At 68.8% G+C, this 22,791-nt stretch carries 20 protein-coding genes; 13 read left to right on the top strand and 7 right to left on the bottom strand.

Features of this window, described 5'->3' with window-relative positions; all coding sequences use genetic code 11:
* The first annotated feature begins 40 nt into the window (after positions 1 to 40).
* Positions 41 to 829: a DUF2637 domain-containing protein gene (locus ACWDO5_RS03415; RefSeq protein WP_450527984.1), complete on the top strand. Its 789-nt coding sequence runs from the start codon at positions 41 to 43 to the stop codon at positions 827 to 829.
* A 107-nt stretch (positions 830 to 936) separates the two neighbouring features.
* On the opposite strand, the gene ACWDO5_RS03410 is transcribed toward ACWDO5_RS03415, so the two are convergent.
* Together ACWDO5_RS03410 and ACWDO5_RS03405 are read right to left on the bottom strand one after the other, a co-directional pair.
* Entirely contained in the window at positions 937 to 2,124 is a 1,188-nt protein-coding gene (locus tag ACWDO5_RS03410) for a S8 family peptidase (protein ID WP_450527983.1), read from the bottom strand.
* 191 nt (positions 2,125 to 2,315) lie between these two features.
* Positions 2,316 to 2,732, bottom strand: coding sequence for an N-acetyltransferase family protein (locus tag ACWDO5_RS03405; RefSeq protein WP_450527982.1), 417 nt, complete (start codon positions 2,730 to 2,732; stop codon positions 2,316 to 2,318).
* Positions 2,733 to 2,877: 145 nt separating this feature from the next.
* On the opposite strand from ACWDO5_RS03405, the gene ACWDO5_RS03400 reads away from it, so the two are divergent.
* From ACWDO5_RS03400 to ACWDO5_RS03380, 5 genes are all read left to right on the top strand, one after another.
* The gene (locus ACWDO5_RS03400; protein WP_450527980.1) at positions 2,878 to 5,658 is read left to right on the top strand and encodes an alpha/beta fold hydrolase; all 2,781 of its coding nucleotides are present in this window, start codon (positions 2,878 to 2,880) and stop codon (positions 5,656 to 5,658) included.
* A complete protein-coding gene (locus ACWDO5_RS03395) occupies positions 5,655 to 6,512 on the top strand; it encodes an ABC transporter permease (RefSeq protein ID WP_450527979.1) in 858 nt (285 codons plus the stop codon). The genes ACWDO5_RS03400 and ACWDO5_RS03395 overlap by 4 nt, the downstream gene beginning before the upstream one ends.
* Positions 6,513 to 6,670: 158 nt before the next feature.
* Positions 6,671 to 8,284 (top strand): YfbK domain-containing protein, encoded by a 1,614-nt coding sequence (locus ACWDO5_RS03390; RefSeq protein ID WP_450527977.1) that lies wholly within the window; start codon positions 6,671 to 6,673, stop codon positions 8,282 to 8,284.
* A 61-nt stretch (positions 8,285 to 8,345) separates the two neighbouring features.
* The gene (locus tag ACWDO5_RS03385) at positions 8,346 to 8,819 is read left to right on the top strand and encodes an anthrone oxygenase family protein (protein WP_450527976.1); all 474 of its coding nucleotides are present in this window, start codon (positions 8,346 to 8,348) and stop codon (positions 8,817 to 8,819) included.
* Positions 8,820 to 8,994: 175 nt separating this feature from the next.
* A complete protein-coding gene (locus ACWDO5_RS03380; RefSeq protein ID WP_450527975.1) occupies positions 8,995 to 10,005 on the top strand; it encodes a metallophosphoesterase in 1,011 nt (336 codons plus the stop codon).
* A gap of 85 nt (positions 10,006 to 10,090) precedes the next feature.
* Here the strand turns inward: ACWDO5_RS03380 and fmdA are convergent, their stop codons facing one another.
* The 3 genes from fmdA to ACWDO5_RS03365 form a co-directional block, all read right to left on the bottom strand.
* Complete coding sequence (gene fmdA / locus ACWDO5_RS03375; protein ID WP_450527973.1) at positions 10,091 to 11,338, bottom strand: formamidase; 1,248 nt, start codon at positions 11,336 to 11,338, stop codon at positions 10,091 to 10,093.
* A gap of 317 nt (positions 11,339 to 11,655) precedes the next feature.
* A complete protein-coding gene (locus ACWDO5_RS03370) occupies positions 11,656 to 11,937 on the bottom strand; it encodes an FmdB family zinc ribbon protein (RefSeq protein ID WP_450527971.1) in 282 nt (93 codons plus the stop codon).
* A 99-nt stretch (positions 11,938 to 12,036) separates the two neighbouring features.
* Positions 12,037 to 13,173, bottom strand: a complete 1,137-nt coding sequence (locus ACWDO5_RS03365; protein ID WP_450527970.1) for a substrate-binding domain-containing protein — start codon at positions 13,171 to 13,173, stop codon at positions 12,037 to 12,039.
* 183 nt (positions 13,174 to 13,356) lie between these two features.
* On the opposite strand from ACWDO5_RS03365, the gene ACWDO5_RS03360 reads away from it, so the two are divergent.
* The 6 genes from ACWDO5_RS03360 (at position 13,357) to ACWDO5_RS03335 (ending at position 20,676) form a co-directional block, all read left to right on the top strand.
* The gene (locus tag ACWDO5_RS03360; protein ID WP_450527968.1) at positions 13,357 to 13,806 is read left to right on the top strand and encodes a MarR family winged helix-turn-helix transcriptional regulator; all 450 of its coding nucleotides are present in this window, start codon (positions 13,357 to 13,359) and stop codon (positions 13,804 to 13,806) included.
* Positions 13,807 to 14,563: 757 nt separating this feature from the next.
* A complete protein-coding gene (locus ACWDO5_RS03355; protein WP_450527966.1) occupies positions 14,564 to 15,577 on the top strand; it encodes an alpha/beta fold hydrolase in 1,014 nt (337 codons plus the stop codon).
* Positions 15,578 to 15,829: 252 nt separating this feature from the next.
* Complete coding sequence (locus ACWDO5_RS03350) at positions 15,830 to 17,203, top strand: cytosine permease (protein WP_450527965.1); 1,374 nt, start codon at positions 15,830 to 15,832, stop codon at positions 17,201 to 17,203.
* 127 nt (positions 17,204 to 17,330) lie between these two features.
* Positions 17,331 to 18,788 carry an amidase gene (locus ACWDO5_RS03345; protein WP_450527964.1) on the top strand — a complete coding sequence of 486 codons (1,458 nt, stop codon included), beginning with the start codon at positions 17,331 to 17,333 and terminating at the stop codon, positions 18,786 to 18,788.
* Between the two features lie 98 nt (positions 18,789 to 18,886).
* Positions 18,887 to 19,678, top strand: coding sequence for a biuret amidohydrolase (gene biuH, locus ACWDO5_RS03340; RefSeq protein ID WP_450527962.1), 792 nt, complete (start codon positions 18,887 to 18,889; stop codon positions 19,676 to 19,678).
* A complete protein-coding gene (locus tag ACWDO5_RS03335) occupies positions 19,675 to 20,676 on the top strand; it encodes a formamidase (protein ID WP_450527960.1) in 1,002 nt (333 codons plus the stop codon). The genes biuH and ACWDO5_RS03335 overlap by 4 nt, the downstream gene beginning before the upstream one ends.
* A gap of 5 nt (positions 20,677 to 20,681) precedes the next feature.
* Here ACWDO5_RS03335 and ACWDO5_RS03330 read toward each other — a convergent pair whose 3' ends face one another.
* Together ACWDO5_RS03330 and ACWDO5_RS03325 are read right to left on the bottom strand one after the other, a co-directional pair.
* Positions 20,682 to 21,071: a TraR/DksA family transcriptional regulator gene (locus ACWDO5_RS03330; protein WP_450527959.1), complete on the bottom strand. Its 390-nt coding sequence runs from the start codon at positions 21,069 to 21,071 to the stop codon at positions 20,682 to 20,684.
* A gap of 270 nt (positions 21,072 to 21,341) precedes the next feature.
* Complete coding sequence (locus ACWDO5_RS03325; RefSeq protein ID WP_450527958.1) at positions 21,342 to 21,587, bottom strand: hypothetical protein; 246 nt, start codon at positions 21,585 to 21,587, stop codon at positions 21,342 to 21,344.
* A gap of 84 nt (positions 21,588 to 21,671) precedes the next feature.
* Between ACWDO5_RS03325 and ACWDO5_RS03320 the strand changes: the two genes are divergently transcribed.
* The gene (locus tag ACWDO5_RS03320) at positions 21,672 to 22,412 is read left to right on the top strand and encodes a Type 1 glutamine amidotransferase-like domain-containing protein (protein ID WP_450527956.1); all 741 of its coding nucleotides are present in this window, start codon (positions 21,672 to 21,674) and stop codon (positions 22,410 to 22,412) included.
* Positions 22,413 to 22,791 lie beyond the last annotated feature (379 nt).

The following is a 22,791-nucleotide window of genomic DNA, read 5'->3' as shown; positions in this document are numbered from 1 at the left end:
CACAGCCTCTACTACCGACATCGTCCACGGCAGGAACCACATGCATGACAGATATGACCACTTCGGGGCGTACGGAACTGCTGCTGAGCAATACGGCGAGGCGTACGCCACCCTCCCCGGCCAGTGGGACGGCTACCCTTCCGCGTTCGGGCAGGAACCAATCTCCGCTCCGGACCTCGATGTTCTGCAGGGGCGCTGGGAACCGGACGTCGAACTGACACAGCTGCTGCAGGAAGCTCCCGAACCCCTGGACCTGCCGAAGCCTGTCATGGATCCCCGGCCACCGACGGTCGGCCCGTCCTGCCACCGCCGGCGCCCGATGCACAGGATGAAGGCGAGAGCGTGGACGCTTACTCGCAACCAGTCCCTCAGCTACGCAATCGCAGCGGTGAGCGTGGTCATCATTGCCGTGGTTAGCGTCCTCGGGGGCCTGTTCACCCACGACATCCTGCGACACGTCGCTGCCCCTGGTGCCGCCCCTGGTGCTGCCGCCCACGGACTGGCGCCCTGGTGGCCGATGCTGGTGTACGGACCCTGGATGGTCGCATCCCTTTCGATCCTGCGCGCCGCGCTGCACCGCCGCAGCGCTCCGCACTCCTGGGCCTTCGCCGTACTCTTCTGCGCTGTCGCCGTTATTACGTGCATGGCCGAGGCCCCCAGGACCATCAGCGGAGTGGCCGTCGCCGGTCTCCCCGCCGTCGCGGCCATGGTTTGTTTCCATCAACTCGTACGACACATCACCCTCACGCGACCGGCACACGACCGGGTGGGCGGCTGCTGCAAAGCCGCGCGCGCTTGCATGGGTCATGAGCATTCGGAGTCGCAGTAGGTGAAGCCGGCAGCAGAGTGGTGCCCGAGGAGCGCCCGTACCCGGCGGGGAAGGCGCTCCTCGGACAGTTGCTCGGCCGGAAGAGCGGGTCTACCGGAAGAGCGGATCTAGAAGAGCGAGTGCAACAGCTTGTTCGGTGACCCGGTCCGCGGGTCCTGGACCTTGCCGTTCGTCGCGTTGTTCACCACTGCGTCCCGGACCTGCGCCGGGGTGGCGGTGGGGTGCGTCGACAGATAGAGCGCCGCGACGCCCACCGTGTGCGGGGTGGCCATCGACGTGCCCGAGATCGTGTTCGTCGCCGTGTCGTTGTCCTTCCATGCCGAGGTGATGTTCACGCCGGGCGCGAACAAGTCGAGGCACGTCCCGTAGTTCGAGAACGACGCCCGCCGGTCGGCGCTGTCCGTCGCGCCGACCGTGATCGCCTCTGGGACGCGGGCCGGCGAGTAGTTACAGGCGTTCGCCGGAAGGCCGATGATGTTGCCGTTGCCCGCGGCGATCGAGTAGCTGACGCCCGAGGCGATGGACTTCTTCACCGCGTTGTCCAGCGACGTGTTCGCGCTGCCGCCCAGGCTCATGTTCGCCACGGCCGGCTTCTTCGCGTTGGCCGTCACCCAGTCGACGCCGGCGATGACCCCCGCCGTCGTGCCGGAGCCGTTGCAGTCCAGGACTCGTACGGCGATGAGATTGACGCCCTTGGCGACGCCGTACGTCTTGCCGCCGACCGTGCCCGCGACATGCGTGCCGTGGCCCTGACAGTCCTGGCCGTTCTGGCCGCCGCCCACCGTGTCCGTGCCGACGCTCGCGCGGCCGCCGAACTCGCTGTGGGACGTGCGGATCCCGGTGTCGATGATGTAGGCGTTCACATTCGACGCGGATGTGTTGTATGTGTACGACTTCGACAGCGGCAGATCCCGCTGATCGACGCGGTCGAGGCCCCAAGTCGCGTTGGGCTGGGTTTCGTTGATGCGGACCGTGGCGTTCTGCTCGACGTACGCCACACGCGGATCGGCGGCAAGCTCTGCCGCCCTCGCGCGGGACATGGTCGTGGAGAAGCCCTCAAGGGCGTTGCGGTAGGTGTGCTTCGGCGTGACGCCCAGATCGGCGGCGCGCGTCGAGCCGTCCTTCAGGACGACAATCCAGCTGTTCTGTATGGCAGTTGCAGTGGGAGCGAGACGGAGATCGCCGATGGACGCGCTCTGCGCGGTGGGGGAGGCGGCGAACTGGAGACCGGCCGCAAGGGCGACTGCGGGTATCAGCGCCCCAAAGCGGCGGGCAGTGCTTCTCATCTCGTGCACCTGACCTTTCGTTGACCGGAGGACGGGCAAGTACGGTCGTGCATGGTGTCAGGAGTTGCATATGCACTGACCAGGGTTTCGTGACGTGACGTGCGACACAAGAGGGCGTCGGGCAAGACATGACGGGCCACCGGACTCTGAGCACCCGTCAGGCCGGGGCGTGGAACGCCACGAATGCCGGGTTGTGGAGGTTATGAGTCCGGGAACTCCCAGGTGAGCATCGCGAACACGCCGTCGTCCTGAGCCCCCGCCGAGCGGTACGTCGCGAGCGCCGGGTCGTTGTCCGTGTCCACGCCGACCCACATGTCGTAGCAGCCCCGCTCCCGCGCGACCTCCAGCAACGCCTCGACCAGCGCCCGTCCGATGCCGCGCCTGCGGTACGCCTCGTCCACCGACAGCTCGTACAGGCACATTTCCGAGCCCTTGTCGGGGTGGAGCATCTCGATGCCCGAGATCATTCCTGCAGGCGCCCCGTCCACGTATGCGATCAGCATCAGATGCCCTGCGGCGGACAGGAAGCGCTCGGCCCACTCCGCGCGCGCCGGGCCGTCGTAGAGGTGCTCGGCCGCGGTGAGCTCGGCCACGGTCGTCGCGCGCCGGATGTCCATACGGGTCCTTTTCCCGGCGCCTTCCCTAAGGGGGTGTGTACCGCGTCTGGTGTAGGGCGACCGTACTCCGTACTACTTGCGGAGGCTCATGAGTTCCGCCTGGCGGCAGCCGAGAGGTCACAGGGAAGCCGATTAAGGTTCAAGCATGCAGATCCGACTTCCCCGGCCGCGCGGCCGATGGCTCGCAGGCGTCGCCGCCTTCGCTGTCCTCGCCGGCGCGGGTACCTGGACCGCGGTCGCCGACGACAGCGCACCGGCCGTACACCGTGAGGACCGGGTGCAGGAGGTGCCCGGGGCGAAGATCGACACCTCCTTCTTCACGACGGGCGGCACGGAGCGCCGGCCCGCCGTGCTCATCGGGCACGGCTTCGGCGGCAGCAAGGACGATGTACGCGCCCAGGCCGAGAAGCTGGCCCGCGACGGATACGCCGTGCTGACCTGGTCCGCCCGCGGCTTCGGCACGTCCACCGGGCAGATCGGGCTCAACGATCCCGCCTTCGAGGTCAAGGACGTCTCCCGGCTGATCGACTGGCTGGCGAAACGGCCCGAGGTTCAACTGGACGCGGAAGGCGATCCGCGTGTCGGCATCACCGGTGCCTCCTACGGCGGTGCGATCTCGTTGCTCGCCGCCGGATACGACAAGCGCGTCGACGCGATCGCCCCGCAGATCACTTACTGGAACCTGGCCGACGCCCTCTTCCCGAACGGCGTCTTCAAGAAGCTCTGGGCCGGAATCTTCTTCTCGACCGGCTCCGTGGGTGCCACGGACGGGGCTGCCCCCGCCGACGCGCCCGCCGGAGACGCCCCGGCAGGAGACGCCCCGGCCGGTCCCGCGACTGCCGGCGACGCGGCCACAGCCAACGGGGCGGCCAAGGCCGACGCGGCCGCGGGCCCCGCGAACCCGGTCGGCTGCGGGCGCTACGAGCCCGCGCTGTGCGCCATGTACGAGCGCGTCGCCGTCGCCGGAAAGCCCGACGCCGCAGCCCGTACGCTCCTCGAAAGCCGCAGTCCCTCCGCCGTCGGCGACCGCATCAAGGTGCCCGCGCTCATCGTGCAGGGCCAGGCCGACTCCCTCTTCCCGCTCTCGCAGGCCGACGCCATGGCCAAGCAGATCAGCGCCAATGGCGCACCCGTTTCGGTCGACTGGATCGCCGGCGGGCACGACGGCGGCGACCGGGAGACCGGCCGCGTCGAGGGCCGCATCGGGGACTGGTTCGCCCGGTATCTCAAGGAAGACAAGGGCGCGGACACCGGACCCGCCTTCCGCGTCAGCCGGACCGGAGGCGTCGATTCCACCGACGGCCAGGCCCTGCTACGCGGTGCGACCGGCGACAGCTACCCGGGTCTCGCGAGCGGCGCACAGCCGATCCCGCTCACCGGCCCCGAGCAGCGCTTCGCCAACCCGGCCGGCGCCACCCCGCCGGCCGTCTCCGCCGTCCCGGGCCTCGGCGGCGGACTCGGCCAGCTCTCCTCTCTCGGTGTCGGCCTCTCGCTCGACTTCCCCGGCCAGTTCGCACGCTTCGACTCCGCGCCGCTGGCCCAGCCGCTGCGGATCACGGGCTCGCCGACCGTCCGGGTCAAGGTCGCTTCCAGCAGCGGCGAAGCCGTCCTGTTCGGGAAGGTGTACGACGTCGGGCCCGATGGCCGCCAACAGGTGCTGCCTTCCCAGCTCGTCGCGCCGGTCCGCGTCGAGAACACCAAGCAGGGCAAGGACGTCACACTGACCCTGCCCGCCGTGGACCACAACGTCGACGCCGGACACCGGCTGCGTCTTGTCCTCTCGGCGACCGACCTCGGCTATGCCTCACCGGCCGCCCCCGCCACGTACACCGTCTCTCTCCTGGATGCGGGCGCGCTCGCCGTGCCCACCGCGCCCGCTGTGAAGACCCAGTCCGCGGGACTGCCCTGGTGGACCTGGGGGCTCCCGGTCGCGGGCGCATTGCTGGCAGCGGGTCTGCTGATTACCGCCCGCCGCCGGGCGGTCGCCCCGGCGCCCGACCCTGAGCTCGCCGAAGTGCCCCTGGAGATCACCGGGTTGACCAAGCGGTACGCCAAGTCCGCCGACCGCTACGCCGTACGCGAGCTGTCCTTCCGCGTCGAGAAGGGCCAGGTGCTCGGCCTCCTCGGCCCCAACGGCGCGGGCAAGACCACCACCCTTCGCATGCTGATGGGGCTCATCCGGCCCGACGACGGCGAGATCCGCGTATTCGGCCACGCCATCCGGCCGGGCGCACCCGTGCTCTCCCGGGTCGGCGCGTTCGTCGAGGGCGCCGGCTCCCTGCCGCATCTGTCGGGCCGGGACAACCTGGAGCTGTACTGGCGGGCCACCGGCCGGCCCGCGAGCGACGCGCACATCGAGGAGGCCCTGGAGATCGCGGGTCTCGGTGACGCCATCGCCCGCGCCGTACGCACCTACTCCCAGGGCATGCGGCAGCGACTCGCCATCGCCCAGGCCATGCTCGGCATGCCGGATCTGCTGATCCTCGACGAGCCGACGAACGGACTCGACCCGCCCCAGATCCGCGAAATGCGGGACGTGATGATCCGGTACGCGGCCGGGGGCCGGACTGTCATCGTCTCCAGTCACCTCCTTTCCGAGGTCGAGCAGACCTGCACCCATCTGGTGGTCATGGACCGCGGCCGGCTGGTGCAGGCAGGACCGGTCGCCGAGATCACCGGCGAGAGTGACACGCTGCTCGTCACCACCGCGGAGGAGGTGCCGGAGCCGGTGGTCGAGAAGATCGCCGCGCTGCCGGGGATCGGTTCGGCGACCCGCACGGACGAAGGACTGCTCGTACGGCTCGACGGGGCCACCGCCACCGGCATGATCACCGAACTCGTCCGGCTGGACGTGCCGTTGACGGGCGTCGGTCCGCACCGCCGCCTGGAGGATGCCTTCCTCAACCTGATCGGAGGATCCGCATGAGCACGCTGGTCGATTCGGCCCCGGGCTACCGGGCACGGCACACCCTGCCGCTGCGTGTCGAGGCGGTAAGGCAGCTGAAGCGCAGGCGGACGCTGGTGATGGCCGGGGCGCTGGCCGCGCTGCCCCTCATTCTGGTCGCCGCCTTCGCGATCGGCGGCACGGGGGACGGTGGGAGGAACGACCGGATCAGTCTGATCGACACGGCCACCGCATCGGGCGCGAACTTCGCCGCCACCTGTCTGTTCGTCTCGGCCGGCTTCCTGCTGGTGGTGCCGGTGGCTCTCTTCCACGGAGACACCGTGGCCTCGGAGGCCAGCTGGTCCTCGCTGCGTTATCTGCTGGCAGCCCCCGTTCCGCGCACCCGACTGCTGTGGTCCAAGCTGGCAGTGGCGCTCGGCTTCAGCGCGGCGGCGATGGTGCTTCTGCCGCTGGTGGGCCTGGCGGTGGGCACCGCGGCATACGGCTGGGGGCCGCTGAAGCTGCCCACGGGCGGCTCCCTGGCCGCCGGCGACACGATGTCGCGGCTGGCGCTGGTCGTGGCGTTCATCTTCTTCTCCCAACTGGTCACCGCAGGGCTTGCGTTCTGGCTCTCCACCAAGACCGACGCCCCGCTGGGCGCGGTCGGCGGAGCGGTCGGACTGACGATCATCGGGAATGTGCTGGACGCGGTCACGGCGCTCGGGTCGTGGCGTGAGGCGCTGCCGGCGCACTGGCAGTTCGCATGGATCGACGCACTGCAGCCGCAGCTTGAGTGGAGCGGCATGGTGAAGGGCGCGGCCGTCTCGGTGACATACGCCCTGGTGCTGTTCGCGCTCGCCTTCCGGAACTTCTCCCGCAAGGACATCGTGTCGTAGCCGACGGCGTAGGCCTCTGGGGGGTAGGCCTGGCTACACCCAGACCCGATTCCCGTCTGTCGTTGCCGCATTGAGATTCATCCGCAACTCCTTCGACTGCTCCCCGGGGCCGCCTCGGACGTCACATTCACAAGTGCTGACGATCCAGGGGAGCCCAGATGAAGCTCAGCGCACGGACGTACAGGGGAGTGCTGGCCGTGGTGCTGGCCGGCGGCATGCTGCTGACCGCCGGCTGCGGCGGTGGCAGCCACGCCGACCGGACCTCCCAGGACAGCGCCAAGGAGCGGGCGAACGACGGCGCGATGCCCGGTCCCGCGCCGGTAGCGCCGGACGGGGGAGGAGGCGCGCCCGCCACGGGAGTGGACGGCGGGGCTGACGGGGCGGAGAAGGGCGACGCGTTCCGGGAGCCCGAGCGGGCTCCCGACTTTTTGTCGACCTTCGCGCTCGACGTGGACACCGCCTCGTACGGCTATGCCCGCCGCACCCTCGCCGACGGGCGGCGGCCGCAGCCCGGTCAGATCCGGCCCGAGGAGTTCGTCAACAGCTTCCGGCAGGACTACCCGCGGCCGAAGGGCAACGGCTTCTCGGTGACGGTTGACGGGGCGCGGCCCGGCAGCGCGGAGGGCGAGATCCGAGGCCAGGGCGATGACGGAGCGGGCGGCGGGGACTGGTCGTTGGTGCGCGTGGGCCTCTCCACCCGCCCCTCCGACCGCAAGGGTGAACGGCCGTCGGCCGCCCTCACCTTCGTCATCGACATCTCCGGCTCCATGGCGGAGCCGGGCCGGCTCGACCTGGTCAAGGAGTCGCTGGGCATCCTCACCGACGAACTGCGTGACGACGACTCGATCGCGCTGGTCACCTTCAGCGACGAGGCCAGGACGCGGCTCCCGATGACCAGGGTCGACGACAGCCGCGACCGTATCCACGAGGTGATCGACAGCCTGGAGCCGACGGACTCCACCAATGTCGAGGCAGGCGTGCGGCAGGGCTACGACGAGGCGGTCGAGGGCCGTCGCCGCGGGGCCACCAACCGCGTCGTCCTCCTCTCCGACGCGCTCGCCAACACCGGCGAGACCAGGGCCGACGCGATCCTCGACCGGATCGACGAGGCCCGCCGCTCGTACGGCATCACCCTCTTCGGCGTGGGCGTCGGCAGTCAGTACGGCGATGCGCTGATGGAGCGGCTCGCCGACAAGGGCGACGGGCACACCACATATGTCTCCACCAGCGAGCAGGCCAGGAAGGTCTTCTGCGACGAGCTGCCCACGCATGTCGAGCTGCGCGCACGGGAGGCCAAGGCGCAGGTGGCCTTCGACCCGGAGACCGTCCAGCAGTTCCGGCTGATCGGATACGAGAACCGCGCGGTCGCGGACGAGGACTTCCGTAACGACGCGGTGGACGGCGGCGAGGTCGGCCCGGGCCATACGGTGACGGCGCTGTATGCCGTACGGCTCAGGGAAGGCGCGAGCGGTCACGTCGCGACGGCGACCGTCCGCTGGCTCGACCCGAGTACGCGGGCGCCGCACGAACAGACGGGCTCGGTCGAGACGGACGCGGTCGACGGCGCGCTGTGGGACGAGACGTCGAAGCGGCTCCAAGTCACGGCGGTCGCGGCGTACTTCGCGGAGTCACTGCGGGGCGGCTCGATGCCCGGGGCGCCGGGGCTGGGCGAACTGGCGGGCCGGGCGAGGAAACTGGCGAGCTCGACGGAGGACGGCGCGGTGCGTGAGCTGGCGGAGTCGATCGCTCAGGCGCAGCGGGTACGGGACTGAGGGGAGGGGGACGGGCGGCGCGGCGCTGCGTCGCCCGTCCCCTCGCGTCATGATGTGCGCCATGGCCACCCTTCTCCTCGCCCTCGCCATCATCTTCACGGGGCTGTACGCGGGCTTCATGCTGACCTTCCAGATCTCGATCATGCCCGCGCTCGCCCGGCTGTCGGATGATCAGTTCCTGGCGGCCATGCGCCGTATCAACGAGGTCGTACCGCGACCCGTCTTCCTTCTCCTCTTCCTCGGGATCATCGCGTTCCCCGCCGCGGCACTCGCCGTGCCCGTCGACGGGCGCACGGACACCCAGCGATGGCTGATCGTCGCGGGCCTGGTGTGCGCGGTCATCAACCACCTGATCACCATCGCCGGCAACATCCCGCTGAACAACGCCCTCGCCGCGGCACAGAACGCCTCCCCGGCAGCCCCCGACACCGAGGTCCGCGCGGCCTTCGAGGCCCGCTGGAACCTCCTGCACCTGATCCGCACCCTCTTCACACTCGCGTCGTTCGCCCTGCTGGTCAGCGCCGCGCTGCAGTGACCGTGAACTCCCGCCGACGGCGAGAGGCGCATTCCGCGCACGTCAGGCCGTGTGCAGCGTCAGCCCGTACCGCCAGAGGATCTCGTGGGGTGTTTACCCCTGTTCCGCCTTGTGCTGGATGCCGGTTCACCAAGATCCGTCAGAGTGATCGGCACCCAACACACCAGGAGGACCGATGAAGTCGTGGCATCGTGCGGCACTCGCTCTGCTCGCACTGAGCGGATTGGTCACAGGTGCTTCGACCGGGCCCGCGGCCGCCGGAGACGGGAAGTACACCTTCGCGGTGATCGGCGACATCCCGTACGGCGATGCCCAGATCTCCCACTTCCCGGCCGTCATCGACCAGATCAACGCCGACCCCGACGTCCGGCTCGTCGACCACGTCGGTGACATCAAGAACGGTTCGACGGTCTGCAGCGACAGCTACTTCCAGCAGATCAAGTCCGACTTCGACACGTTCCGGGACCCGCTCGTCTACACCATGGGCGACAACGAGTGGACCGATTGCCACCGGCCGAACAACGGCGGCTACAACCCGCTCGAGCGGCTGGACGCGATCCGGAAGATCTTCTTTGCCGGCCCGGGCCGGACGCTGGGCGAGGACCCCGTGCGAGTCGAGTCGCAGGCCGACGCGGGCTACCCGGAGAACGTCCGGTACACCCGGGCGAATGTGGCCTTCGCGGCCGTGCACATCGTGGGCAGCAACAACAGCCTCGCCCCGTGGACGGGCAAGACCGCGCCGACCCCGGAACAGACCTCCGAGGTGCTGGGGCGTACGGCGGCCGGGCTGGAGTCGATCCGCGACACCTTCCAGTCCGCGGAGCGTAACCACAACAAGTCGGTCGTCCTGCTGACGCAGGCGGACATGTTCGATCCGACCGTCAGCGCCCCGTCGTTCGCCGACTACTTCGCCTTCCAGCCGATCGTGAAGGAGATCGCCCGCCTGTCGGCGAAGTTCGACGGACCGGTGTACCTGATCAATGGCGACAGCCATGTCTACAACGAGGACAAGCCACTGGCCACCGGGTCCAAGTGGCTGTCCTTCTACGGTGTCCCGGCCCCCGCGGCGAACCTGACCCGGGTCACCATTGACGGCTCGACCGACGTGGGCAACTGGCTGAAGGTGACCGTCGATCCGGGCAGCAAGCAGGTGCTGCGGTGGACCCGGGTGCCCATCACCGCGTGAAGCGTCAAGCGCCTGGCCGGGATTGTGGATTCCGGCCAGGCGCGCGGGTCCGAATGCCTTGATGGGCGGTGGACCGGATGGTCCGTCAGCTGGTGACCGCGCAGCTACCACGGTCCGCCCATCGCGGTCCTTCCGCCGTGGGCCGGACGTCGAAGTCGAAGATGGCGGTGGGGATGTAGAGCGAGCAGCAGGCGTTGGGGACGTCGACGACGCCGCTGACCCGGCCCTCGATCGGGGCCGACCCGAGCAGCAGGTACGCCTGTTCACCGGAATAGCCGAAGCCCTTCAGGTACTCGACGGCGTTCAGGCAGGCATTTCGGTAGGCCATCGTGGCGTCGTTGTAGAAATTGGTGTCGGTTTCGTGGTCGACCGAAATTCCGATGAAGGAGATGAATTCGGAGTAACGGGGCTCCACGTTGCCCGGCATGAAAATCGGGTTGGTCTTGACGCCGTACTTTTCCATGCCGCCCTTGATGAGGTCGACGTGGAAGTCGATGAAGCCGCCCATCTCGATGGCACCACAGAAGGTGATCTCGCCGTCGCCCTGGCTGAAGTGCAGGTCTCCGCCGGAGAGCATGGCTCCGTCCACGTGTACCGGATAGAAGACCCGGGCGCCGCGGGTGAAGTTCTTGATGTCGTGGTTGCCGCCGTTCTCGCGGGCGGGGACCGTACGGGCGCCCTCGGCACCGACCCTGGCCAGGTCCTCGCCGTCGAGCACACCGGCGAGGACGCTTTCGGCGAGCGGGGGATAGGCGAGCGGCGGGACCCGGTCCGGGTCGGTCGCGATCAGCGCCCGCTCGCGGGCGTTCCAGCGGGCGAGCAGTTCGGCGGACGGCGCGGTGCCGAACAGCCCGGGGTGCGTGATGCCGGTGTACCGGACCCCCGGGATGTGCCGGGAGGTCGCCTGCTGTCCGTGGAAGTCCCAGACGGCCTTGTAGGCGTCCGGGTAATAGTCCGTCAGGAATCCGCCGGCGTTCTCGCGGGCGAAGATGCCTGTATAGCCCCAGCCCTGGCCGGGGACGTCGCCCTGCTCCTGCGGGATCGGGCCGAGGTCGAGGATGTCCAGGACCAGCAGGTCGCCGGGCTCGGCGCCCTCGACCGCGATGGGACCGCTGAGCATGTGGGCGCAGCTGAGATCGACGTCCCGGACGTCGTTGGCCGAATCGTTGTTGCCGATCTGACCGTCCGTCCACTCGCGGCACTCCATACGGAAGTCCTGCCCGGGCCGCACGCTGGCGGCCGGGGGGATGTCGGGGTGCCAGCGGTTGTGGCCGGGGACCTTCTGGTTGGCCATGGAGCGGGCTTGGTCGACGCTGAATACGACGTCGGGCACGAGTGCCTCCTGGGGGTTCTGGTGGGGCTTGGGGGTGTGATCGCTCGGGTCGGATGGACTCGGGCCGTGTTCGAGAGGCCCTTCCCCCGCCTTCGGCCGGAGGTGTCCTCAGCCCCATGACACCGGGTTGACATCAACTGCTTGCTACCGGCGGGCACTTGCCGCGCTGTCGGAGTCGTCCGAGTACGTCAGTCCATCGACAGGGACGATCCTTTCCAGCCCTCGGCGGGATGCCGTCGGCCGGCGATTGCATGCAATGGGCGCCGCCGGGCCCGTCGTTGGGACGGACGGCGCTAGTTTCTGGACACGGCCGGTGCTCAGGGGCGCGGCAGTCCGGCCTGTCGAGGGTCGGCCACGGGACGTGGCTTGCCACGCGCCGCGGGCACGCGGTTCACGACCGACGGCTGGTCGGCACTGCGCGCAGCGGCGTCCCGCAACCACTTCGTTGGAGCCGGGGTCTTGCCGAGCAGCGGGGGTGTGTAGACCCGGCGTGCCGAGCCGCCACAGCCGTTGCAGCCGGCGGCGGACTCCGCGGTGCCGATCGGGCGGACCACCTCGAACGGGCCGCATGCCTCGCACAGGTAGGGATACGTCGCCACGGGACCTCCCTTCTATTACTTCACACAGAAGATATTTCTACGGGAAACATGTGTCAAGGGTGTGATTGGAGGAGGGCTGGACGGCGGGATCCGCGTAGGTCAGAAGCGGTGCAACACGTCGAACTGCAGACCGTCCGCGGCGGCCAGGAAGACTCTCTGGTCGAGGTGGCGGCCGCGCAGCTGCACGACTCCGCGCGGGCTGTCGTAGGCCAGGCCGTCCGCCACCCGGTGGACGGCCCGCATGTCCGTGCTCCCGGCTCGGGTGAACAGCTCCGTGAGCAGGCGTACGCCCTCGTAACAGGATTCGCCCATGCTGTTGAGCAACGGTGCGTAGGGCCCGAACCGTCCGTGGTAGCGAGCGCTGAAGTCGAGACTGTCCGCGGTGCTCAGGGTCTCGAAGAAACCCGCTGCGGCATACAGTCCCCGCGTGGCCGCGGCTCCGCTGCCCACCAGCATGTTCTCGTCCATCAGCGGGGAGAAGCGGAGACAGCTCTCGTGCAGGCCCGCCGCGGCGAAGGCCCGGTTGAAGGCGACCGCGTCGGCTCCGACGAGCAGCATCAGTACCGCCTCGGGCTCCGCCGCGCGCAGGCGCCGCACCACCTCGTCGTATCCCTCCGTACCGAGCGCGACGAACACCTCCTCGCAGACCGTGCCGCCGCTCTCCGCGAGATAGCGGCGCGCGGCCAGCGCGGTGCGCCGGGGCCAGACGTAGTCGTCCCCGACCACGGCCCAGCGGCGCACGCCGAAGTGCTCCGCGAACCAGGCCAGTCCCGGCCGCAGTTGCCGTCCCGGTGTCTCACCCGCCAGGAACACCCATGGCGAGCGCTCACCGCCCTCGTACAACGGCGTGTAGACGTACGGCACCCGGTCGGCGATGCGCGGTGCCACGGCCTGCCGCACCGCGGAGATGTGCCATCCGGTGACGGCGTCCACCGCGCCCAGCGTGATCAGACGGTCGATCTCGGCTGCGACGGCGGACGGAGCCGCTCCGCCGTCGACGACCACGAACTCGATCGACCTGCCGAGCACGCCGTCGGCCGCGTTCGCCTCCTCCGCCGCCAACAGGGCGCACGACTCGCAGGACGGCCCGAAGATCCCGGCCGGCCCCTGCAGGGGGACGACCAGCGCCACCCGGACCGGATCGGACGCACGGCAAGGCGGCCGCCCGGGGCGGGCCTCCGGCCGGGTTTCGCCACCCGCGGAGTCGAGGGCAGCCGCGCCACCGATGGGGATCATGAGCGACCTTTCGCTGCCGTGGGCTCCGGCGTTTCGAGACCGGTTCGACCCGTCCCGCACGGCGCTCTCTCGGCTAGCGTCACACTTCCAATGTTTCGGGCGTGAAAACTTTTAATGGGAAATGATACCGTTGGGGCTGTGATGGCATCAAGGGAGACCACATCACCGGAGGTGTCCGGCCCCATGGTTCAGGACGCCACGGATACTACGGACACCACGGTCGCGACGGATACCGCACGGCTGCTCGCCGCCGTCGAACGGAAGGTCTCGGGCCGCCTCGCGGCGGTTCTCGAGTCGGCCGGCAGCACCGTTGAGCAGTGGCGGGTCCTCTCCCTGTTGGCCGACGGCCGCGGGCACGCCATGACGGAGGTCGCCGAACACGCGCTGCTGCCAGGGCCGACACTGACCAAGGTCGTCGACCGCATGGTGGCCGCCAACCTGGTCCACCGCAGGGTGGACGAGAGCGACCGCCGCAGGGTCCTGGCGCTGATCACACGACGCGGGCGTAACGCGTACCGGTCCATCGCCCGCGCGGTGGCCCGTGAGCAGGCGGACCTGACCGCCATTGTCGGCGCCGACGAAGCCACACGGCTCCGTGAACTGCTCGTTCTGGTGGAGAGCCGACTGACCTGACCCCGGGTCAGCGCTTGCCCTGCGGCCGTTCGTTGACGGGCCCTCCGCAGTGGTCTCCGAGCGCTGGAGGTGCCGGTCGCGCGGGGGCGGGACGCCCAGGTTCGCGCGTATCGCGGCACAGGACGCGCATGATCCGCTGCCACGCCCCGTAGTGGTCCGGCTTGCCCAGTCGTTACCGAAACTGGCCAACCCTTAACCGACAACCCATCAGTACGTAATGAGGCGGAAACGAGGCGGCAGTGCCATAAGGGCACGCCCCTCCAACAGGATTGGGCGTGTCCGCCTACCCCGGTCGAGGCTCGGTCGCACAGTCCGACGTCTTTGTTCAAGCAGTTCGCCGCGTCGCTTCAGTCCCTTCGCGGCGGGACGCTTCAGGCTCTCGACCGGTCCGTCGGCCTGCACATGTTCAGGTCGGCGCGGACGTCGGCTGTGGCGCGGCCCCGCTCGGCGGTGGTCGGTTTCGCGGCTGTCGCTCCCGGCGAAATCGTACGGAGGAATACGCGATGTGTCGCGGTCCCCGGTCCATCGTGGCGATGCGTGACCCGCAGCGCCGCCTGGAAGCGGTACACCCCCTGTCACGTTCCCATCCGACGGACACAACGGTGTGACACGCACTCGGTGATAACGAAGTCACCGAGTGCCCTTTTCGAGCTCTTGTCCGCATCGACGCCCACAACACCTGGTGGCTGACACAGCCGTGGCCGGAAACAGGTGGAACGGATCACGCGCCGAGCACAGTTGATGAGGAGTTCTCCATATGACTGACTATCAGGTCTTCGATCTGGGTGACTTCACCCTCCAGCACGGGGCGACCCTGCGCGGCGCCAAACTGGCATATCAGACCTACGGCACCCTTGCCGCCGACAAGAGCAACGCCATCGTCTACCCCACCTGGTACTCGGGCCGTCATTGGGACAACGAATGGCTGATCGGCGAGGGCATGGCCCTGGACCCCTCGAAGTACTTCATCATCGTGCCGAACATGTTCGGCAACGGCCTGTCCAGCTCGCCGAGCAACACCCCGCCGCCCTACGACCGGGCACGTTTCCCCAACGTAACCATGTACGACAACGTGCGTGCTCAGCACCGGCTGGTGACCGAGCAGTTCGGCATCGAAAAGCTGGTGCTGGTGACCGGGTGGTCGATGGGTGCGGGCCAGACGTATCAGTGGGGGGTCGCGTACCCGGAGATGGTTGAGCGGATCGCCCCGTTCTGCGGTTCCTCGATCACCAGCGAGCACAATCAGGTATTCCTCGAAGGCGTCAAGGCCGCGCTGACGGCGGACGACGCCTTCCGCGGCGGCTGGTACGACACCCAGCCGACCAAGGGGCTGCGCGCGGCAGGGCGGGTGTATGCGGGATGGGGGTTCTCCCAGGCCTTCTACTGGCAGCAGCTCTACAAGCAGCTCGGGTACACCTCGCTGGAAGACTTCCTTGTCGGCTTCTGGGAGGGTTTCTTCCTCAACGACCGTGATGCCAATAACCTCTTGACGATGCTGTGGACCTGGCAGAAGGCCGATGTCGGCCTGACTCCGGGATGTGACGGAGACACCGAGCGGGCCCTGGCGTCCATCAAGGCCAAGGCGCTTGTCATGCCGGGCGAGAAGGACCTGTACTTCCCGCCGGAGGACGAGGAGTGGGCGTGCGGCTTCATCCCTGACGCCGAGTTCCGCGTGATACCGGGTGTATGGGGCCACTTCGCGGGTGGCGGCAACAACCCGGTGGACATCGCCTTCGTCGATTCCGCTCTCAAGGAACTGCTGGCCGACTGACGCACCCGGCCGGCATCGCCCCCCCGGCCACCACCGCCTCGCGGAAGACGGAACCCGACGTGGGCCCGCGTCCCGCTCGGGCGCCCACCACCACAGTGCCCTTGGCGCGCCCGCGTCTGCCGTGACCGGCGCGACCGGACCGACGACGACCGTCATGAACAGCCCCCATGTCCGCTTCCCCAGGACCTCCGCCCCAGGGGGCCGATCGCCCGAGCAGCGCTGCGCGCCGCGCCCAGACAGAGAAGGACAACCATGACCACCGTCAAGAAGAAGGATGGCCCAAACGGGTCGTCGCACGAACTCGAAGAAGAGTTTGAGCACGAGGACGTGCCGGCCGGCCACCGCCGCAGTTGGGCATCCGTGGCCGCCGTGTGGTTCGGCTTCCCCATGATCATCACCAATGCGGTCTTCGGCGGCATCATCGTCTACGGCCTCGGCTTCGTACGTGGGCTCATCGCCATCGCGCTCGGCAACATCGCCCTGAGCGCGTACGTGGGAGCTCTCAGCTACCTGGCCGGTTCCAACGGCCGGAACTTCGCCCTGCAGGCCACCTCCACCTTCGGCCGGCGCGGATACACCATCGCCTCGGGCTTCCTGGCCACCATCGTGATCGGCTGGTTCGCCTTCCAGACCGGCCTCACCGGTGCCACCCTGAACTCCACCTTCGGCTGGAACCAGACGCTGGTCATCCTGATCGCCGGGGCGCTGTACATCGGCATCACATACATCGGCATCAAGGCCCTCGCCATCCTGGGGATGATCTCCGCGCCGCTGTTCGTCGTGCTCGGCATCGTCGCCATCTGGTTCGCTTCCGAGAACGGCGCGATGGGGAAGATCACCTCCTACAGCGGTGGGCCCGCCGATACAACCGTGTTGACCATCGGTGCGGCGGTGACCATCACCATCGCCGGCTTTGCCGACTCCGGCACCATGACCGCGGACTTCACCCGCTGGTCCCGCAGCGGCCGGGAGGCCGTCACCGCGGGCCTGACCGCCTTCCCGGTCGCCAACTTCATCGCGATGGCCGTCGGCGGTGTGATCGTCGCGGCCGGCGCCGCGGTCAACCCGGCCGCCAACGGCGGGGACTTCGTCGGTCTGCTGTCCTCGCACGGCTGGCTGCTGTCCGCCATCGCGGTCCTCTTCGTCTTCATCAACCTCGGGTCGGTGTGTACCCACTGCCTCTACAACGGCGCGGTCGGGTGGAGCCACATCACCGGCAGCAAGATGCGGCTGCTGACCCTGATTCTCGGCGTTATAGGCGTCATCGCGGCTGTCGCCGGGGTGTGGACGTTGTTCGCCGCCTGGCTGAACCTGCTGGGCATCTTCGTTCCGCCGATCGGTGCGGTCATCATCGTCGACCAGTTGGTGATGCGGCGCCGAACGGCGGACCGCGAGGTGACGGCCTTCCGCCCGACCGCGTTCGTCGGCTGGGCCGCGGGCGCGGTCGCCGCCGTCCTGATCCACTACAACGCGCCCGCGTACGCGGAGGCGGTCGTGGGCATCCTGGTCGCCGCTGCGGCCTACGCGGTGGCGGAGAAGCTCTGGTCGCGGAGCCCCGCCCCGTCGGCTCCGGTGGCGTCGTCCGCCACGGTGCCGCGGGCGGAGCTCGCCTCGCAGAGCGAGTAGTTCATCCCCGATGGCGTCCCTCGGTTCCGGCGAGGGGGCGCCACTACGGAACACCACTTCCCACGCGGCGGCAAGGCCCGGCCGCAACACCCGGCCGCAAACCGGGAATCGGCACAAGGAGACCTCAGTGAACAAGGACGATGCAGTGGCCATCTGCAGCATGCCGGCGACCCAGTTGGCGGCGCGGATCCACAACGCGGAAATCTCCCCCGTGGAGGTGGTGGAGGCGGTGCTCAGCCGCATGGAGTCGCTGGAGGGCGAACTCCACGCGTTCTGTACCCCCACCCCCGAACTCGCCCTGGATCAGGCGCGTCGCGTCGCCGACACCATCGCGCGCGGCGAGCCGGTCGGCCCGCTCGCGGGCGTACCTGTGGGGGTGAAGGACCTGATCGCCACCAAGGGCATCCGCACGGCCATGGGCTCGCCCGCGTACGAGGACTTCGTACCGGAAGAGGACGACATCGTGGTCGAACGGATCAAGGCGGCAGGCGCCGTGATCATCGGCAAGACCAATGTGCCGGAGTTCGGCTACAGCGGCGTCGGACACAGCCCGATCGCCCCGGCCACCCGCAACCCCTGGAACACGGCGATGACCCCCGGCGGCTCCAGCGCCGGCTCGGGGGCGGCGGTGGCAAGCGGAGTGGGTCCGGTCGCGCTCGGCAGCGACGGCGGCGGTTCGGTACGTATCCCGGCGGCGCACTGCGGCGTCTACGGCTACAAGGGATCGATGGGCCGGGTGCCCCTCTACCCCGGCTGCCGGGACGAGCGTTACCCGGGCCTGTCCGGCTGGGAGAGCCTGGAGCACATCGGCCCGCTGAGCCGGACCGTGGACGACGCCGCCCTGATGATGTCCGTACTGGCCGGCCCGGACCCGCGCGACCGGCACTCGCTGCCGGCGGGCGACGTCGACTGGCTGGCCGCGACCAGCGGCGACATCTCCGGACTCAGGGTCGCCTTCAGCGCCGACCTCGGGTATGCCGCCGTCGACCCGCAGGTACGCGAGATCACCCGGCGCGCCGCGGACGTCTTCGAGAAGGAACTCGGGTGCACGGTGGAGGAGGCCGACCCCGGATGGGAGGATCCCTTCGACGCGTTCTGGGCGCTGGTCATCAACGAGACCGACCTGACCGGCATGCGGGCGCTGGTCGACACCTACGGTGACCGGATGTCGCCGCACCTGGTCGACGTCCTGACCAGGAACTGGACCGCCGAGCAGCTCACCGACGGGGTGATGGCCCGCAAGGGCGTGGTCAACGCGATGTGGAAGTTCATGAGCCGGTACGACCTGCTGCTGACCCCCACGCTGGCCGTACCGCCCTTCCCGGTGCACATGCAGGGGCCCGAGATCATCGATGGCCGCGCCGTTCCCACCACGGCCTGGCTGAGCTTCACCCTTCCGATCAACATGACAGGCCAGCCCGCCGCGACCGTACCCGCGGGATTCACCGCGGACGGCCTGCCGGTGGGCCTGCAGATCATCGGAAGGCACCTGGACGACGCGACCGTGCTGCGGGCCTCGGCGTGCTTCGAGAAGGCGGCCCCGTGGGCGGACCGCTGGCCTTCGCTGGTCGCCTCGGCGTCCTGACACGGGCCGACACGGGGCGCGCCGGGCTCGCGAGGAGACGCGCGACGGACGGCACGGCGGAAGACGCCCCGGAAACGATGAGAGCAAGGAGAACAGCAGTGACAGAGCCGAACCCGTCCCCGCGGCCCGTGGCCGGCACCACCGGCTACGGGCCGGTGGGGGCCGAGCCCTACGACTGGCCGTACGACGACGCCTTTCGCCCGTCGAACACGGCGTTGCTGTGCATCGACTGGCAGGTCGACTTCTGCGGTCCCGGCGGCTACGTGGACAGCATGGGCTACGACCTGGCGCTCACCCGCGGCGGCCTGGCCCCGGCGGCCCGGGTGCTCGCCGCCATGCGCGAACACGGCTTCCCGGTCCTGCACACCAGGGAAGGGCACCGTCCGGACCTGTCCGACTGCCCTCCCAACAAGATGTGGCGCTCCCGGCGGATCGGCGCCGGGATCGGTGACAAGGGACCGTGCGGCCGCATCCTGGTACGCGGCGAACCGGGGTGGGAGATCGTTCCGGAGATGGCGCCACTGGCCGGGGAGCCTGTTGTCGACAAGCCCGGCAAGGGCGCCTTCTACGCCACCGACCTCGACCTGCTGCTGCGCACCCGCGGTATCACCCACTTGATCATCACGGGCATTACCACGGACGTGTGCGTGCACACCACGATGCGTGAGGCGAACGACCGCGGCTACGAGTGCCTGCTGCTGTCGGACTGCGCCGGCGCCACGGACCCGGACAACCACCTCGCGGCGCTGGAGATGGTGAAGATGCAGGGCGGCGTCTTCGGCGCTGTCGCCACCTCTGACGCACTGCTCGACGCGCTGCTGTCTCCGCCGGCCGGAGGCACGGCAGAAACCGCGCCCCAGAGCGTGACAGGAAGGGACAACTCGCGATGAGCGGACTGGGCGGACTGAACAAGTCACCCGACGGCGTGGTCATCGGACTGGTGCAGCTCCAACTGCCCGTGGTGGCCACGCCAGGAGACCTCAAGGCGCAGACCGAGAAGATCTGCTCGATGGTGGCCAAGGCGCGGCGCAACATGGCGACCATGGATCTCGTGGTCTTCCCCGAGTACGCGCTGCACGGATTGTCCATGGACACCAGCGACGAGATCATGTGCGACCTCGAAGGACCGGAAGTCGCCGCGTTCCGGGACGCCTGCCGGGAGAACCACATCTGGGGCTGCTTCTCCATCATGGAGCGCAACCCCGGCGGGAATCCGTACAACTCCGGGCTGATCATCGACGATCAGGGTGAGCTGCGCCTGTACTACCGCAAGTTGCACCCCTGGACACCCGTCGAGCCGTGGGAACCGGGCGATCTGGGCATTCCTGTCTGCGACGGTCCGAACGGCAGCAAGCTGGCGCTGATCATCTGCCACGACGGCATGTTCCCGGAGATGGCACGTGAAGCCGCCTACAAGGGCGCCAATGTGATGCTTCGTACGGCGGGATACACCGCGCCGATCCGGCACGCCTGGAGTATCACCAACCAGTCCAACTCCTTCTGTAATCTGATGTACACGGCGAACGTGTGCATGTCGGGCAGTGATGGCACCTTCGACTCGATGGGCGAGGGTACGGTGGTCGGATTCGACGGTGTCCCACTCGTGATCGGTGGTGGACGCCCGGACGAGATCATCACCGCCGAAGTCCGGCCCCGTCTGGCGGACGAGGCACGCCGGGTGTGGGGTGTGGAGAACAACATCTACCAGTTCGGCCACCGCGGCTTCACGGCCGTTCGCAGCGGCGCGCAGGACTGTCCCTACACCTATATGACGGATCTCGCGGCGGGCCGGTACCGCCTGCCGTGGGAGGACGAGGTGCAGGTGACCGACGGCACGAGCTGCGGCTTCCCCGCCCCGACCCGGACCTACCGGCCCGGATCGAAATGAGCGGGTCAGCGGGGGCGGGCCGCGGCGCAGCGTACGCAGGTGCTCGCCGCCGGGCGCACCTCCAGGCGTTCCGCCGGGATCGGCTCGCCGCACCCCTCGCACCGCCCGTAGTCGCCTCGCTCCAGCCGTTCCAGCGCCCGATCCAGATCGGCCAGATGATCGCGCGCCTGTGCCAGCAACGCGGCGACATGCGCCCGCTCGAAGGCGGTGCTCGACCCCTCAGGGTCGTGCTCGTCGTCCACCGCCACCAGGGCATTCGCCTCGACGATCCCGTCGAAGTCACGGCTCAATGCCGCGATCTGCGCGCTCGTGCCTGCACGTTCGACCGCCAGCCGCTCGCGGACGGGCTCACGCTCGGTCGGGAGGAAAACGGCATCATTGGACGAATCGCTCACCAATACGACAACACCGGCACTCGGGTCTCGCATTCCGCGCGCAACGCGCCGTGGGTGCCGAAATCCCTGTCCAGGGCCTGTGACGTGCGGGTTCTCGCGAGTGGCCGCCGGTCGCTGAATAGGGATGTCAGGCCGATCGATCGTGCTGCTGCGACTGCCTCACCTCCCCCTGCTCCCATCCTGTCTGCCCGGGGCTCAGTACCTACTCAAGCGCCCGGGCCGGGCTCCTCCTCGCAGGTATCCTCCCGGAGCGGCCCGATGATCAACTTGTCACGAACTCTCGGTGAAGCGGACGGACCAGGCGTAGCCGCTCAAGGTGTCGTGCGGGACCCGCCGGACTTCTCTGACCTGGCAACCGTCGTGGGCATACTTGCGGGCGAACCGCTCGAGGCGCTGTGCGTCGGTGAGATCCTCCATGGACAGCGGTGCTCCGACGACGAGGTCTTCGTGAAGGATTGTGTCCGGCGCGGCACCGTCCGAGCAGGCCGAGCAATGATGCGTTTTGGGTAGGGCCATACCGCTCAGTGTCCTCCTAACCTGGGTGCCCCGACGTTCACTGCGCAAATGGCCGCGTGGTTCGGGCGGGTAGGATCGCGAGGCATGACTGCCTCGGAGCCGACCATTCTCGCTACCTCAGGTGGTCACCGCGTCGGGGACCGCACAATGGTGGCCTTCGATGCTCTCGTGCACCATGCCGTCGACCTGTCCGGGGTTAATGGACGTCGGCCAAGGGTTATGTACGTCGGTACGGCAATCGGCGACGCCGAGCACTTCACCGCACGCATGAGCGAGGCCGCTCGAGTCGCCGGTTTCGATCTGACACCACTGCATCTCTTCCCCATGCCGAACCTGGAGGACGTCGAGGGCGCCGTCCTCGATCAGGACGTTGTCTGGGTGATGGGCGGTTCGGTGGCGAACCTTCTGGCGGTGTGGCGGGTCCACGGGCTTGACGCGATCTTCCGTCGCGCCTGGGAGAGCGGTGTCGTGCTCAGCGGTGTCAGTGCGGGATCGATCTGTTGGTTCCAGGGTGGCGCCACCGACTCATTCGGACCCGAACTACGGCCGCTCACGGACGCACTCGGCTTCCTGCCCTACGGCAACGGTGTCCACTACGACAGTGACAAGGGGCGCCGTCCGCTGGTGCACCAGCTCGTCGCGGACGGCACCTTGCCTGCCACACACTGCACCGACGACGGGGTCGGCCTGGTCTACCGGGGAACTGAGCTCGTTGAAGCGGTCACGGAGGTGGCAGGAAAGGGCGCCTATCTCGTTGCGCGCGAGGGCGACTCGGCCGTCGAGGAACGCATTGAACCGCGCCTGCTGCCGCAGCAGCGGAGCTAGAAGCGGCAAGAGCCGGGTACCCGGACCTGTGCCCCGGGCCTTACACCCGCCCACGCGAGGCGACGACCTGAGTCGACGTACGGCCCCCCTGGGGCATTGCTGAGCCGCGGTATCGCAGCCCCAGGTTCCGTCGGCCCTGACCGGAGCCCAGGAAGATCGCGCCAAAACTTCGGGAAGTTTTCGGGAGGAGCAGCGGCCGAGAGCCGTCCGGAACCGGGCCGGCCGGACTGCCGCCCTCGCCGCCAGCAGTGGCCCCAGCGCTTACACCGCCGCTACGCCGTCCTCGCTAGAGTGCCCCAGATGGAAAGGTCGGTGACACTGTGGGAGCGGCACGCGCCGGACCGGGCGGTGGACGACCGGGCGCAGTTCCCGGCCGCGC

It is taken from the genome of Streptomyces sp. NPDC000880 (assembly GCF_053599675.1).
Note: the sequence above shows the minus strand (reverse complement) of the source record. Positions and strands in the feature narration are given on the sequence as shown.